General features: G+C 69.8%; 11 protein-coding genes. 8 read left to right on the plus strand and 3 right to left on the minus strand.

The window, feature by feature from the left end:
* Positions 1–403: 403 nt before the first annotated feature.
* Positions 404–1,549, plus strand: a complete 1,146-nt coding sequence (locus ACIRG5_RS27815; protein ID WP_402909636.1) for an exonuclease domain-containing protein — start codon at positions 404–406, stop codon at positions 1,547–1,549.
* Positions 1,546–2,031 (plus strand): hypothetical protein, encoded by a 486-nt coding sequence (locus ACIRG5_RS27820; protein ID WP_402909639.1) that lies wholly within the window; start codon positions 1,546–1,548, stop codon positions 2,029–2,031. Before ACIRG5_RS27815 ends, ACIRG5_RS27820 begins: the two co-directional genes overlap by 4 nt.
* On the opposite strand, the gene ACIRG5_RS27825 is transcribed toward ACIRG5_RS27820, so the two are convergent.
* The 3 genes from ACIRG5_RS27825 to ACIRG5_RS27835 are packed head-to-tail and all read right to left on the minus strand — an operon-like array spanning position 2,028 to position 8,264.
* Positions 2,028–5,801 carry a TIGR02680 family protein gene (locus tag ACIRG5_RS27825; RefSeq protein ID WP_402909641.1) on the minus strand — a complete coding sequence of 1,258 codons (3,774 nt, stop codon included), beginning with the start codon at positions 5,799–5,801 and terminating at the stop codon, positions 2,028–2,030. The genes ACIRG5_RS27820 and ACIRG5_RS27825 overlap by 4 nt on opposite strands.
* A complete protein-coding gene (locus tag ACIRG5_RS27830; protein ID WP_402909643.1) occupies positions 5,794–6,867 on the minus strand; it encodes a TIGR02678 family protein in 1,074 nt (357 codons plus the stop codon). The genes ACIRG5_RS27825 and ACIRG5_RS27830 overlap by 8 nt, the downstream gene beginning before the upstream one ends.
* Positions 6,864–8,264 carry a TIGR02677 family protein gene (locus tag ACIRG5_RS27835; RefSeq protein WP_402909645.1) on the minus strand — a complete coding sequence of 467 codons (1,401 nt, stop codon included), beginning with the start codon at positions 8,262–8,264 and terminating at the stop codon, positions 6,864–6,866. Before ACIRG5_RS27835 ends, ACIRG5_RS27830 begins: the two co-directional genes overlap by 4 nt.
* A 277-nt stretch (positions 8,265–8,541) precedes the next feature.
* Between ACIRG5_RS27835 and ACIRG5_RS27840 the strand changes: the two genes are divergently transcribed.
* The 6 genes from ACIRG5_RS27840 to ACIRG5_RS27865 all read left to right on the plus strand — a co-directional run bounded on the left by ACIRG5_RS27840 (position 8,542) and on the right by ACIRG5_RS27865 (position 15,159).
* The gene (locus tag ACIRG5_RS27840; protein WP_402909647.1) at positions 8,542–8,820 is read left to right on the plus strand and encodes a hypothetical protein; all 279 of its coding nucleotides are present in this window, start codon (positions 8,542–8,544) and stop codon (positions 8,818–8,820) included.
* A 139-nt stretch (positions 8,821–8,959) separates the two neighbouring features.
* Entirely contained in the window at positions 8,960–9,571 is a 612-nt protein-coding gene (locus ACIRG5_RS27845; protein WP_402909649.1) for a hypothetical protein, read from the plus strand.
* Positions 9,572–9,687: 116 nt separating this feature from the next.
* On the plus strand, positions 9,688–11,007 hold the full coding sequence (locus ACIRG5_RS27850) for a purine-cytosine permease family protein (RefSeq protein ID WP_402909651.1): 1,320 nt from the start codon (positions 9,688–9,690) through the stop codon (positions 11,005–11,007).
* A gap of 9 nt (positions 11,008–11,016) precedes the next feature.
* Entirely contained in the window at positions 11,017–12,555 is a 1,539-nt protein-coding gene (locus ACIRG5_RS27855; RefSeq protein ID WP_402909653.1) for a hydantoinase/oxoprolinase N-terminal domain-containing protein, read from the plus strand.
* Positions 12,556–12,565: 10 nt separating this feature from the next.
* Positions 12,566–13,627, plus strand: coding sequence for a DUF917 domain-containing protein (locus ACIRG5_RS27860; protein WP_402909655.1), 1,062 nt, complete (start codon positions 12,566–12,568; stop codon positions 13,625–13,627).
* Positions 13,624–15,159 carry a helix-turn-helix domain-containing protein gene (locus tag ACIRG5_RS27865; protein ID WP_402909657.1) on the plus strand — a complete coding sequence of 512 codons (1,536 nt, stop codon included), beginning with the start codon at positions 13,624–13,626 and terminating at the stop codon, positions 15,157–15,159. Before ACIRG5_RS27860 ends, ACIRG5_RS27865 begins: the two co-directional genes overlap by 4 nt.
* The last annotated feature ends 1 nt before the right edge of the window (position 15,160 follow it).

Consider the following 15,160-nt stretch of genomic DNA (forward strand, 5'->3'; position numbering starts at 1 on the left):
TTCGTGGGGAGGGACGCCGAACTCGCCGCGGTCCGCCGTGCGGTGCGTGGTGCGGGGCTGATCGTGGCTGGTCCTGCCGGCGTGGGCAAGACACGGCTGTTGGTCGAGGTCGGGTGCGACGTCCGGTTGCGTGCGACAGCGGCGATGTCGGAGATTCCACTTGGCGTGATGGCGCCCTTCTTGCCGTCGGTAGACCCCTCGCCGTTGGCGATGTTGACCGCCGCACGGACCGCGTTGCGCGATCGCGTCGTGGTGGTCGATGACGTTCATCTGCTTGATGACGCGTCGGCAGGCCTGTTGCACCAGCTCGTGCACCACCGCGCGGTGAGCTCGCGTTGGTCCTTACGGATGACCTCGGCGCACGGGGATAACGCGCGGCACGGGTCCGAACGACAGGTCCGGCATGAGCAACGGGTACGCGGTCGTCGACGTCGAGACCACCGGACTTTCACCTGGTCAGCACCACCGGGTGATCGAGGTCGCCGTCGTGCACCTCGACGCGTCCGGCCGCCGGGTGGACGAGTGGTGCACGCTGGTCAACCCGCGCCGCGACCTCGGCGCCCAGCACGTGCACGGCATCAGCGCCGCGGACGCCCGTCGCGCGCCCGAGTTCGCCGGTATCGCCGGTGAGCTCGCCGCGAGGCTGTCGGGACGGGTGCTCGTCGCGCACAACCTGTCGTTCGACCTGCGGTTCCTGCGGGCCGAGTTCGCGAGGCTCGGCCACGAGCTCTTCGCGGAGGGGCTCTGCACGATGAACCTCGCCGGCCGGTACCTCGGTGCCTCGTCACGGTCGCTCGCCGCGTGCTGCGAGCTGGCCGGCGTGCCGATGGGCACCGCGCACTCCGCGCTGCACGACGCGCGGGCGTCCGCGGGGCTGCTGGCGCGTTGCCTGGACCGCGTCGGGGACGTGGAGCCGGTGCGCCTGACGGTGCCGCGAACTCTGAACGCGTTCGCCGTGCAACGCAGCCACCCCCACGGAGCCGAGCAGCACTTCCTGGCGAAACTCGTGCGGTTGCTGCCTCGGGTGGAGACCGCGTCGGGCGACGAGTACCTCGACGTGCTCGACCGGGCGCTGGTCGACCGGCACCTGACGCTGGAGGAACAGGAAGAGCTGCTCGAAGTGGCTCGTGCGCTCGATCTCGGCCTGTCGCAGGTGATGGAGCTGCACCGCGGCTACCTCGCCGCGCTCGCCGACGCCGCCTGGGAGGACGGCAGGGTGACCGCGGACGAGGAGGCGGACCTGCGGCTGGTCGCGTCGTTGCTCGGCGTGGACGTCGGCGACGCGCTGCGCAGGCCGGTCCGGCTCTCGCTGGGCGACCTCGTCGTCTTCACCGGCCAGATGCGCGAGGGCCGAGACGTGTGGGAGCGCCGGGCGCTGTCCGCCGGGCTCACCGTGAAGGCAGGCGTGACGACGCGGACCGCTGTGGTGATCGCGGCGGACCCGGACTCCATGTCAGGCAAGGCGGACAAGGCGCGCACGTACGGGATTCCGGTGGTGTCCGAGGACCTGTTCGCCGGTCTGCTCGGTCAGCTGAGCGGGTCGGCATGAGCGCGATGGACCGGGTGGCCGCGCTCATCCAGGAACGCAATCGCATCGACGCCGAACTGTCGGCGTGCATCGGGCGGCCCGCGTTGACCGGGCACCTCGGTGACTGGATCGCGGCACAGGTCTTCGGCATCGGAGACGGCAGGCTCGGCGGCGGCCGGACGGTGGGCGTCCGGTGGTACACGAAGCGGGAAGGCCTGCTGGATCTGAAGGAGCAGGGTCCGGACCTCTACCTGGTGCTGGCCGGGCCCAAGTCGGCCGCGGCCAGTTCTCGTGGCACGACAAGGCCGTTGGTCATCGACGCCGTGTACCTGTTCGACGCTGCGGCCGTCGTGGCTGAGCTACGCGCGCGTGGATGCAGAATCGGAACCGCGTCCAGCGTGCGCACGGAGTTGTGGGACGCCGCGGAGATCTACCCGCGGCGCAACCCGTCGTTCCCGCTCACCTCCGAACAACGCGAACAGCTGGCGTTGTTCGGGAGTTAGTCATCGGCCGTGAGGCTGTGCCCGTCCCACGTGAAGCGCACGGTCGTCACGGCGTCGTCGCCGTCGGTGCCGGTCGTGAGCTGGTGGATGGCGATGCCGGTCAGCTCCCGGTAGTCGCACCACTCGTGGTCCGACGTGAGCACCAGGTCGAGATCGAAGTTGACCAGCAGTTCCAGCAGTTGGCCGCGGTTGGTCGCGTCGACGCCGACGAAGACCTCGTCCAGCAGGATCAGACGGGGTGCGGTCGGCGTGGCGTGGTAGTGCGCGGCCGCCGCGGCGAACAGCGGGAGGTGCAGCACGATGGCCTTCTCGCCGCCGGACAACGCGCCGTGCACCCGTTTGGTGACCGGAACCCAGCCTTCGCCCCTGTCCACCTTCACGACGAACTGGTGCCACGTCGTGTAGTCGAGCACCTGGGCGAGTTGTTGTTCCCAGCCCGTTGCGGAGTCATGCGCGCGTGCTTCTTCCACGCGCTCACGGAAGAACTGGTGCAGCAGCTCGCGTTCGTCGTCGTTCAGGTCCGATCGCAGCAGGAGGTCGCGGGCCTCTCGGGTGCCCGGCGGTAGTTGCGGGTCCACCTGCCAGTCGAGCTGCACGCGGATGCCGGACGCGGTTTGGACGCGCTCCAGGCGTTGGTTCATGGTGGCGACCAGCTCGGAGGCGCCCTGGATGCGTTGGGCGATGTGCCTGCGCGTGTCGCCGGTGAGGGTTTGGTCGAAGAGGTCCCGTTCGACGTCCGTGATGTGCGTGCGCACGCGGTCGCGTTCGGCCTGCAACGTCTGAAGCAGGGCGTGCGCACCCATGCGCGCGCCGTCCAGCGTCGCGGTCAGCACGGTGACGTCGTCGTCGGGGTCGAGCGACAGGTCGATGCGTCCGGCCAGCTGGTGCTGTGCCTGGTGCACGGCGGCACCGAGACGGGACTCGGAGTCGCGGATCAGGCGCGGGTCCACCGGTTCGTCGGGCACCTCACCGGCGTCGGCGGGCAGGTGGCCGCTGGTCAGGTGCCGGTAGCGCGCTTCGGCCGCCTCGTGCACGACGGTGGCTTCCGCGGCACGTGCGGTGTCGATCTTGCGCTTCTCCTCCAACGTGCCGAGTGTGCGCGCTAGGCCCGTCTGCTTGTCCTGCAGCAGTTCGCGTTCCTCAGCCAGAGCGAGAGCCTTGGCGCGCAACGTGATGAGCTGCTGGTCCAGGGCCTGGAACTCGGAGCCCGCGGCACGTTCGACGGTCTCCAGCGTGATGGCGAGGTCAGCTGCCTCCTGCTGGCGCGCGGCCGTCGTCTCCTCGGCCTCGTCGGCCAGCGCGCTGCTCGTCGAGGTGCGGTTGCCGGCCTCGACCGACAGCGCTTCGGTGGCGAACGCGTCGTGGCGGTCGTCCAGCCAGCGGTGGGCCGCGGTGGCGAACGCCGCCAGCGCGTCCGCGTCCGGGACCTCGGTGGTGGCGGTGTGCTGGGCGACGACGGCCTCGGCCTCGGCCACCCGCTGGGCTGCGGCCGCGACGGCATCCTTCCTCGCCGCGCAACGCAACTGTGCCTTCGTCCGCTGTTCTTCGGCGATCTCGATCGGATCGGTCGAAGGCTGCCTGGCCAGTTCGCCGACCAGCGTGGCGCGGCGCACGGCGATCTGGTTCAGCGCCGCGTCCACACCGGACAGATCGGTGGCGAGCTGCTCGATCAGGCCGGTCAGTTCGGCGATCCGGCCCGCGCGGGCCCGTTTGCGCGCGTCCGCACCGATGTAGGTGGGGAAGTCCTTGGTCCAGCGGCCGTGCGCGTTGGCCAGGCGCCACGTCCCGTCCGCGCCGATCGCGACGGCGTGACCCGTGGCCGTGTCGCCGAACGCGACGCCCTCCAGGAACTGCCGGCAGCGCTCGTCGTCGGTGACCAGTACCTCGAGCAGCGTGTAGCCGGGAGCGGGAGGTGCCAGCGACGGTTCGGCGAACCGGTCCCGGTCGGCCGTGCCGAACGAGTTGTCCGGCGTGATCCACGCGTCGAGCAGGCCCGAGGCCTCCAGCGCCGCCTCGACCGCGCCACGCACGGGAAGTGGCGTGCCAGGACGGAAGTCGACCAGACGCCACAGAGGGGCGCCCACAGCATGAGAGCGGTACTCGTCGTCACGCGTGTACGGCGCGGGCGGCGGTACATCGACCTGATTGGCGAGCTTCTCGCGGATGGAGTTGTACTGCGAGAGCTGGCCGTTCAACGCCGTGCGCGTCTCCTCCAGACGCGCTTCGATGCGGCTGAACTCCTCCCGAGCGCGTGCCGCGGCCTCAACGACCTCGCCGTGCTCGGAGACGTTCAGCTCGGAACAGCCGTGGGCCCACGTGTCGAAGTCCGCACGGAACTTCGCAAACGCTTGCTCGAACGTCCGTTGCGCTTCGGCTTCGGCTTCCGTGGCGAGGTCGAGCTCGTCACGCGTCTCCTCAAGCCGTTGGCGTGCGGCATTCCGTGCGTTGACTGCTCTCTCGTGCGCGGCGACGGCACGACTGATCGAGTTGATCTCGGTGGACCGGGACTCGATGGCGGCGGTGAGCAGCTGACGGCCCGACCGCGCGTCGGAGTGCGTCTCGATCTCCTCGAACACCGACGGCATGCCCGCGTGCTCGGCGGCTTCCCGTGCGATCACCGCGGAGCGTCGAAGCTCATCGGCGCGTGCGGCCGCATCGGACTTGGCCTGCTCTGCCCGTTCCTCGTCGGCAACGGCACGCGCGCGGAGTTTCACGGCGTGCGCGGCGGCCTCCGACGCGCGCAGGGTCGCGGCGGAAAGCTGCTGCCGCAACAGGTCGAGCTGCTTGCCCTCCTGGTACGCGGGGAGGTCGGAGATGCCGGAGATCTCCGCGTCGACCGCGCTCGCCTCACGTCCGAGCGCCACGAGCTGGTCGAACGCCTCGTCGCTCAGCGTGATCTGCCGCTGGTAGCGGCGTTCGCTCATCCGCGCGGCCCGCGTCAGGTCCTCGAGCTGTTCGGTCGCCGACTCCAGCGCCCGTGCGGCCACACCGAGAACGCGCTGGGCGTAGACGCGCTGCACGTCCGCGAGCCGTTCGGCGGTGGTGATCTCCTCGTCGAGCCGCCGCAGGTCCTCGCGCTGGCGGTCGAGTCGTTCGAACCCCTCGGCGATCTCGGTCAGGTCGGACTGGTCCAGCGGCGGAAGTGCCTTGGACAGCAACGAGGACAGCACGCTCGGGTCGAGCCGCTCGGACAGCTTCGGCGTGCGCAGCTGCAACAGCGCGGTGATCAGCGAGTCATACCGTTGCTCGCTCACGCCGGGGAACAACGTCGTCCGCACCGTGTGGCGGTAATCGGTCGGTGAGGCGTGCACGACGCCGTGGTCACCGATCGCGGCGATGAGATCGGTCTTGGTCAACGGGCGCCCGGCCTCGTTCACCAGCGCCAGATCACCGATCCTGAGCGACGTCGTGAAGTACGTGGCGATGACGTTCGTCGTGTTCGTGGTGGCCTGGAGCCGCGCACCGCACGTGAACCACTGCTCGCCCTGCTGGAACTCCAGCCACACGTACCCGACGCGCGTGCTGCCCTGGTTGCCCTCGCCCATGAGGTTCCAGTGCATCGTGCGGTCCGCACTGCCGAACGTCGACAGCCGGTGCGGACGCAGGTTCGCGTCGAACAGGTACGGCAGCAGCAGCTCGAGCGCCTTCGACTTGCCCGTGCCGTTGGGACCTCTCAGCAGCAGTCTGCCCTGGTAGAACGAGAAGATCTCGTCGTAGTAGCGCCAGACGTTGATGATGCCGGCGCGGCTCGGTTGCCACCGGTCAGTCATTGAGCTCCTCGACCGCGTACCTGGCTGCGGCGGGCAGCCTGTGAACGGTGCCGTTCTCCGTGCGCACGAGCCCGAACGCCGCCAGCAGTTCGAGCGCGTCCGCCGCGAGCCTGCCCGCGCCACCGTCCGACTGGTAGGCCTTGGCCCAGGTGCGGAACTTCGTGAGCAGCTCGCGTACTTCTTCGACCAGGTCCTCCGTGGTGGCCGGACCCTCTGCCAACCGGTCGAGCAACAGCAAAGCGGCTACCTTCGCGTGGTTGTCGTCGTCCGGGAACCTCGTGTCCGTGGCGATCGCGTCGGCGTCGACCACGAGATAACCCTCGGCGCGTTCCTCCAGGGTGCACCCGGCGAGCCGGATGCCCGTCTGGACGACCTTGCGCCCGGCGGGGGACGTCAGGAACGCGAGCTGGCTCGCGGTCAGATCTTCCTTGTAGAGCACCGGATCGTCGATGAGCCTACGCATCACGGAGTGCCGTTGCCACAGGCTGCGGTGCGCGGTGTCGTAGCGGGTCTCGCGGGTCAGTCCGGCGATCGTGTCCACTGTGGAGGGTGGCACCGGCGCTGCCAGCAGGCGAGTGATGAGCGTCGGGTCCGCGCGGACGTGCTCGCCGGTCTCGACGGCGCCGTTCTCTTCGAGGAACGTCAGGACGTCGTTGAACGCGTTGCGGTCGCTGCGCCTGGCCGGGTCGAACGTCAGGCCGTCCTCGGCGGCGGCCTGCTTCGTGCGGGTCGTCAGCTCGTCGAGCGTGCTCACCGCCGTCGCCAGCAGCTCCGCGCACACGAGGCACAGCAGCGTGTAGCGCCGCCGGTCGAACGCCGGCCGCGTGCGGTCGGGCCGTTGCGTCACCTTGAAGAGGCGCGCGTAACCGGCGCGCGGCTCGACGATCACACGCCAGCCGCAGTAGTAGTCGAACCACTTCGTGATCGGCTCGCGGCGCCTTCTGATGAGGTCGAAGCCGTCGTGGTCCTGCGTCGCGGTCAGCAACGGACGCGCGAGCAGCAGACGAACGCCACGCGCCACCTCTTCGCTCTCCAGCCGTGCGAGCTGGTTCCCGGGGCGGCTCATCGGCTCTGCACGTCGATCACGTAGTCGGGCCCGCTCAGCGTGCCCTTCTGGGTGGTCATGGTCGCCCAGCCGCGCGCGTTGCGCAGGTTGATCTGCATCCGACCGTCGCTGGTGCCGGCCGTGCGCGTACCGGTGCTGTCCGGATCGCTGCCCAGCGCCCTGCCGACCAGGTCGATCAGCCGGTGGAACGTGTCGTGGTCGAGGTTGGTGAGCGTGGAGATCCGGATCGCGCCGTCGGTCTGGATCTGCGACCACGCGTACTCCAGCTCGGCACGTTCCTTCTCGGCCTGCTCGCGGCGGTTGCGGCGCACCTCCTTGACGTTGCGGACCTTGCCGGTGCTGCCGATGTGCTCCTGCTTGCCGGTCGCGCGCAGCTGCGGCGACACGGGCACCGGCGGCGTGTTGTGCCACGCCTCGCCGCTCGGCAACAGCTCACCGTCGGCGTGCGCGAGGTGCGCGTGCCTGGCCGGCCACAGCCCGAACGCCGCGTTGAACAGCTCGTGCGCCTCGTCCTCGGTCTCGGTCCGCGCGAACCACCGGGCGAGCGCCCTGAAGTCGGCCGCGGTGTTCGTGGGCTTCTTGCGCTGCTCGCTGATCCGGTCGAGCACCCGCAGCAACTGCACGATCGCCTTGCGCGACACGTCCTGCAGCTCCTCGACACGCGGCGGGTTGTCGCAGAACCAGTTGCGGAGGCCGCTCCAGTTCTCCTTCCGTTGCTGCAACCACTGGTCGGGGACGAGCCCGGCGCCGTTGCGCGCGCGTTCGTGCAGCTCGGCGGCGTCGATGGCGCTGACGGCCTCGCGGATCTTCAGCTTGCGGGCGTCCAGTTCCGCGATGAAGTCGCGCAGGTAGGTGACCGTCGTGCGCTTGACGTCCTGGAACGTGGCCAGGTCGGCCTGGTCGTCCCTCAGGAGCCTCTGCAGGTCGGCGTTGAACCGCGTCGTGCCGGTCTTGAAGGCTTCGAGATGGCCTTCGAGCTGCGTGAGCGTCGCGAAGGTATGGCGCTCGTCCAGCGGCTCTCGGAGTTCGTCGAGGTGGGCCGCGATGGCGTCGAGCACCGAGGTCTGCAACGCGCCCTCGGTGGTGAGGGTGTGCATGGCGTGCTGGATGCCGGCGTACGCGGCCTCACCGAACCGGGTGAGGCCGTACCGGTGCTGCGACGCGTCGAGCAGTCCCCACTGACGGAGAGCAGTGAGGGACGCGGTGAGCTCGTCGTCCGTCACCTGCTCGGACCAGCCGACGCTTCGCAGCCGTTGCTGCACGTCATCGGCGGTGAGGACGGTCTGCAGGCACTCGTTCGCCACCCCGAACACGCGCATCACTGCGGTGTGCAGCTCCGCCTGGTCGGTCGTGGTGAAGCGGAACAGGTCCGCGGGCACCGGTGGAAACGTCGTCACCTGTGCCACCGTAGCTGGCGTTGTAGGGCTTTCGGGTGACAGGGCGGGCGGCGGATTCTCGTGACGGAATCCAGGGACCGACCGGGGAGCCCGTGCCATCGACAGGTGGAATGTGACGGCGGTGTGCTTCCAGATCTCGGGGGATGAATTCTGCAAACCGCCCACGATCGTCGGAAGTCGTCATTAAGGTCGCCTGCAAGATCATCACCTCGCCGCTGACCCGCACGCGCGGGGTTGAAGCCGAGCGAATCCACCTGCGCTGACGGGAGATCTGTCGATGGCCGACCACGGCGACCGGGACCAGTTGGTGACCGAACTCCTCCAGGAGGTGCTGCCCGCGGACGCCGCGTTCGCGGTGCTGGGTTGCAAGGACTTCACCACGCTGGCTTTCACGCTTGCTCGGGCAGGGCGTGACGACGCGAACAAGATGGAAGGCCTCCTTCGCGAGGTGGCTGTGGAGCTGGAGCCGCACACCCTGGAGTGGCTCGCGGCCGGTGCCGAGTCCCCCGCCGGCTACCTGACGAACAAGGTGCGCCGCGCTCACCGGGAGCAGTAGCAGCTGCCGGTCTCTGCCGCGTACGGGATCGCGAGCACGTGATCACGATGGGGTGATCCCCGTGGTGGCGTTGATCGACGAACGGGTCACGTTGGGCTGTTCGGCCTAATCTCCCGCCATGCGGACGAGGCTGACCCCCATGCAGCAGGCGGTGGTGGACGCCGGGCGTCCGTTGCCGCAGCTGACCGATCCGCTGGAGGTCGAGCTTCAGGTCAGCTCGTTCGCGGGGCCCTTTGCCGACAACGAGGAGTTGTGGGAGGTCGTCGTCCGGCATCTGGAGGAGGTGCCCAGCCGGCGTAGTGCGGCGCTGCTGACGGCACTTGGGCATTTGCTTCCTGGGCGGGCCGGGGTGTGGGCGCGGGAGGCGGCTCGGCATCAGGACGAGCCTCAGTGGGATCTGGGAGCGCTCTCATTCGGGGAATGCTGGATTGGTGACCGGTCGATCGACGCGGGATATCTGGCACTGCTGTGCAGTTATTCGTACGGGGAGTCGCCGCACGCGATGGTTTTCATGATCGACGAAATCAGCGGCAGCTTGACGCGGCACGCGTTTCTCACCCGGCAGGTCGAGGAGGCCCTGGCTCGACTGAGGGAGGAGATGCGGTTGGAGCTGATCACCCCGGTGGCGGCTCACTGGCTGCTCAGCCGCAGCTACGACCGGTTTGAGCGGCGGCCTGGGCTCGGGGTGAGCATGGACGTTCATCAGACTCGGCTGGTGGCGCGCAGGCGGATTGCGCTGGCGATGAATTAGCGTGGCCTGTGCGAATCGCAACGTGGTGATTCATCCGACTGTGCAGAGTGTCTGTAGCTCGATCGTGGCTCGGCTATTACTGTCCGGGTTGTCGATCACAGGGCGGAGGGATGATCATGACCGCTCTTCTCGGGCGCGATGATCAGGCCCTCAGTCGTGTCCCTGACCAGGCGCGGCACCCTTGGTTGTCGGTCGCGACCCAGCGCTTCGGGCAGACGACCGCGCTGAGTCAGTTGCTGCTGGGCGCGACCCTCGGCTTCGGCATGACGTTCTGGGACGCGTTCATCGCGCTCACGATCGGGGCAGTGCTTCTCAACGCCGTGGCGATCACCGTCGGTGTCATCGGGCAGCGGGAAGGGCTCTCCACGGCCATCCTCACTCGGTGGACGGGCTTCGGGCACGCCGGGTCGGCGGTGCTCGGGCTGATCATCGCCCTGTCCTGCACCGGGTGGTTCGGGGTGCAGACGGGGCTGGCCGGGGCGACGCTCGCCGGGGTGGCCGGGGTGTTGCCCGCGCCGGTGTGGTCGTTGCTCTTCGGCATCGTTGTCACGGTCATCGCTGCCTATGGCGTGCGGTGGATGGCGTGGACCTCGTACGTCGCCGTGCCCGCGTTCCTGGGCCTGTTGCTCTGGCTCGTGCTGACCAACGTCAACGATGTCGGTGCGGCCATCTCCGGTCCGGCGCCGGGGCCCGCGATCGGGATGCTGACCGCGATCACGCTGGTCACCGGCAGTTTCATCGTGGGCGCGGCGATCGCGCCGGACATGACGCGCTTCAACCGCAACGAGTGGGACGTCGTCAAGCAGACCGTTCTGGGGATCACGCTCGGCGAGTGGGTCATCAGCCTGGCCGGGGTGGTGCTCGCACGTGGGGTCGGCACGACCGACGTCATGGGCGTCATCAGTTCGTCCAGCGGCTGGATCGGCGCTCTGATCGTGGTCACGGCGGTTCTGAAGATCAACGACTGGAACCTCTACTCCGCCTCGCTCGGGATCGTGAACCTCGTCGACGCCGTGTTCGCCGTCAGGATCAGCCGGGCGCAGGTGACGATCATGGTCGGGTGCGCGGGCAGCTTCCTCGCGGCGGCGGGGATCGTGCACCAGTTCAGCCACTTCCTGGTGTTGCTGGGCGTGGTGTTCCCGCCCGTCGCCGGGATCATGGTCGCCGAGTACTACGTCGTGCGGCGGTGGCGCAACGAGATCATCTCCACGCGGCCGCTCGTGCCGCGATCGGCGCCTTCGTGGGTGCCCGTCACCGTGGTCGTCTGGCCGGCCGCGGCCATCGTGGGTGAGCTGCTGCCGTTCGGGCAGCCCAGTGTGAACTCTCTCGTGCTCGCCTTCGCGCTGTACGTGTCCGCTGGGCGGTTGGACCTCTTGAGGATGCGCACGCGACGAGCCACCAACCGTAAGGTGGTCGGGGAAGCGACGGCCGCCTGAGGGGTGCACATGCACATCGGTATCGACGTCGGCGGCACGAACACCGATGCCGTTCTCGTCGAGGGCCGCCGGGTGCTGGCCGAGTGCAAGGCGACGACCACGGCCGACGTGACCACGGGGATCATCAGGGCGGTCAGCGGGCTCGCGTTCGACCGGGCGGCGATCACAGCGGTCATGATCGGCACGACGCACTTCGTCAACGCCGTCGTGGAGGGCCGCGGGCTCGCCCGGACGGCGGCGGTGCGGCTCGGACTTCCCGCCACCACGGCACTTCCGCCGTTCGTCGACTGGCCGGAGCAGCTGCGGCAGGCCATCGGCGGGCACGCGTACCTCTGTCACGGCGGCCACGAGTACGACGGCAGGGTCATCTCGCCGCTCGACGAGGACGAACTGCGCGCGGTGGCCGCCGACATCGCGGCCAACGACGTGCGGTCGGTCGCCATCTCGTCGGTGTTCTCGTTGGTCAGCAGCGACTTCGAACGCAGGGCAGCCGAGATCCTGACGGCCGAGGTGCCGGGCCTGCTGGTGAGCTTCTCGCACGAGATCGGACGGCTCGGCCTGCTGGAGCGGGAGAACGCGACGATCATCAACGCCGCGCTGCGCGTGCTCGCCGAGCAGATCGCCGACGGACTCACGGAATCCCTGACGGCACAGGGCATCGACGCCCCGCTCTTCCTCAGTCAGAACGACGGCACGCTGATGGACCTGGAGTACGCGCGCAGCCACCCGGTCGCCACGTTCGCCTCCGGGCCGACGAACTCCATGCGCGGCGGGGCGTTCCTGTCCGGCATGGACGACTGCGCGGTGATCGACATCGGCGGCACCACGACGGACATCGGCATGCTGCACAACGGTTTCCCGCGCGAGGCCTCGTCCGAGGTGCTCATCAGCGGCGTGCGCACCAACTTCCGGATGCCCGACGTGCTGTCGGTCGGCCTCGGTGGCGGCAGCGTCGTGCGGCAGGAGCAGAGCGACGTCCAGGTGGGGCCGGACAGCGTCGGATTCCGCCTGTCCCGGCAGGCCCTGGTGTTCGGCGGCGACATGCTGACGGCGACGGACGTCGCGGTCGCGGCGGGCCTCGCCGACATCGGCGACGCGACGCTGGTGCGCCACCTCGACCGCACGCTCGTGCGGTCGGTGCTCGACCACGTCCGCGGCCGGATCGCCACGCAGGTCGACCGCATGCGCACGAGCCCGGCGCCGTTGCCCGTCGTGCTGGTCGGGGGCGGCAGCGTCCTCGTGCCGGACGGGATCGAGGGCGTCAGCGAGGTCGTCCGGCCCGAGCACCACGCCTTCGCCAACGCCATCGGCGCCGCGATCGCGCAGGTCGGCGGCGAGGTCGACCGGGTGTTCACGATGGAACCGCGGCGGCGCGACGAGGTGCTCGACGCGGCCCGGCAGGAGGCCGTGGACAAGGCCGTCGCGGCGGGTGCGAAGGCCGACAGCGTGCGAATCGTCGAGGTCGAGGAGATCCCGCTGGCGTACCTGCCGGGAAACGCGAGCCGGGTGCGGGCGCGTGCGGTGGGTGATCTGCTGCTCGGCCACTAGGGTCACGCGCATGCACCTGCTCCGGCCCGACGAGGTGGACCAGCTCGCCCTGGGCGTGGTCGTGCTCGGCAGCGGGGGCGGTGGCGGCGAGCAGGAGACCCACGCGTTCGCCGCGATGCTGCGGCACGAGATGCGGCAGAGCGGGCCGGTCACGGTGCTGTCGCCGGAGGAGGCCGATCCGGACGGCTACGGCGCGCGGGTCGGGCTGATCGGCGCACCGACCGTGATGATCGAGAAGCTGCCGTCCGGCCAGGAGGCAGAGGAAGCCCTGAAGGCGTTGCAGGCGCAGGACTCCACGCCCGTGACGGCCGTCATCGGGTGGGAGATCGGCGGGTGCAACGGCCTGTTGCCGCTGATCCTGGCCGCACGGCTGGGGTTGCCGTACGTCGACGTGGACGGGATGGGGAGAGCGTTCCCACGGATCGACCAGACGACCTACGACGCCGCCGGCCTGCCCACGACCCCGTTGGCCATCACCGAACCCAGCGGTAACCGCGCGGTGCTCGACTCGACCGGCATCGAGAAGCTCGCGCGCACCGTGATGGTCGACTTCGGCGGCTGGGCGATGATGGTCGCGAAGCCGCTGAAGCTCGCGGACGCGGTCAAAGCGGGCATAACGGGCTCACTCGCCCGTGCTCTGAAACTGGGCGGGATCTGGTCGCGGCACACGGCGTCTGTCGAGAAGAGAGCCGAGGAGTCCGGCGGTTTCCTTGTCACGCGGGGAAAAGTCGTCGAAGTGTGGCGGGAGTCGGTCGGGGACTTTCCACGCGGAACGGTGGCGCTGCGGCGGCTGGACGCCGACGATGCGTACGTGCGCCTGGAGATGCAGGGTGAGTACCTCGTCGCGCTCGCGGACGGCGAGCCCCTCGTGACGACGCCGGATCTGCTGTGCTGCCTGGACGCCGAGACCGGCCACCCGCTGTCGACGGAACGACTCAGGTTCGGCGCGGTCGTGGACGTGGTAGCGCTCCCATCACCGCCGCAATGGGTTCGGGGAGAGATGCTCGGGCGGGTCGATCCGCGGGCGTTCGGCTACGACCTCGACTACGTCCCCTTCCGGGACGCCGAGTGATCGACGACGCCGACTCCCTGACCGTGCGCGATCTGCTGGAGATCGGCGTGCTCGGCGACGCGACCCTGCTGGCGGGCCAGCGCGGCGTCGGCACCGAGGTCGCGGACGTGCGGCTGGCGGCGGACATGACGGCCGTCGAAGCGTGTTCGGCGGGCGACCTGGTGATCCTGACCGGGCACCAGCCGTACCTCGTCGAGGTGGCGTTGCGCCGGGCCTACAGCGCGGACGTGCGGGCCGTCGTGCTGGTGCGGCCGTCGACCGGCTCCTACCAGGCTCCGTCCACCGCCACGATCTCGTTCGCGAACCGGCTCGGCGTGCCGCTGCTGCAGATCGACGCGGACGACCCGTTGCTGGTCGCGGACGCGTTGCGCACGGCCGTGCGGCGGCCCGAGGTCGCGGCGGCCCGCCTGCTCAACGCCGTCACCGCGCGGCTGGGACGCAGCAGGCCCGATCCGCGTTCGGTGATCACGATCCTGTCCGGCGAGCTGCACGTGACGTGTGCGGTGATCAGCGCGGACGGCACGGCGATCGAGGGCGTCTCCCCGCCCGGCCTGCCGCCGGACCTGCTGGCCGGCTCCGTCGCCGCCACCGTCGAGCTGGCCGAGGGCTTCGCCGTCGCCGTGCCGGTGGAGACCGACCGGACCGGGCACGTGCACCTGTGGCTCGTCTCGCACGCCGGCGGCAGCAACAGGCGCTGGGCCGAGACCGTCCTGCAGATCAGTCAGGTCGCCTCGTGGGCGCTCGGCAACTGGGTCGCCGCCGAACGCCTCGAAACCGAGCGCCGCGCCCGTTCCCGCGGCTCCCTGCTGTCCGAACTGCTCGCCTCCGGCGACGACGTGCCGCCGCAGCTCGTGCAGCAGGCCGTGCTCGCCGGGTGGCGGCTCGACGGCTGGCACACCGGCGTCCACATGGCGCCGAACCCGCCCGCGCCGGACGCGCTCGACACCGCCAACACCGAACGGCTGCGCGTCGAGCTGTCCCGCCGCGGCCTGCACGGCCAACTGGTCGAGGGCGCGGAGGGCTGGTCGTTCTGGCTCACCAACGACTCCGAGCCGCCGCAGTCGCAGCACCGCGAGCTGGCCACGAAGATCGCCCAGGTGCTGGGCGGCTGCACGCTCGTCGCCGGCATCGGGCGCCCGCACCACGGCGTCTCCGGTGTGGGCAGGTCGCTGGCCGAGGCGCGCGAGGCCGCGGCGATGACCGGGGCGGTGAAGGTCGTGCACATCGACGAACTGGGCGTGCGGCGGCTGTTGTCGATGGCGGCCGAGACGCCGGCGCTGGTCGAGCAGGCCGCGCGCCTGCTGGAACCGCTGACGGGCGTGGAGGACGGGCAACTGCTGCGCACCCTCGCCATCTACCTGGACGAGGAGTCGGTGACGTCGTCGGCGGCCGTGCGGTTGAAGGTGCACCGCAACACGGTGGCGCAGCGGATCAACCGGGCCGAACAGCTGCTCGGCGTCAGCTTGCTGAACCCGGACGAGCGGCTCGCGGTCCACCTGGCCTGCAGGGCGGTCCGCGCCTCCGACGAGTGAG

The sequence above is a fragment of the Lentzea sp. NPDC102401 genome (assembly GCF_044765805.1).
In the GTDB taxonomy this organism is placed as follows: Bacteria; Actinomycetota; Actinomycetes; order Mycobacteriales; family Pseudonocardiaceae; genus Lentzea; species Lentzea sokolovensis.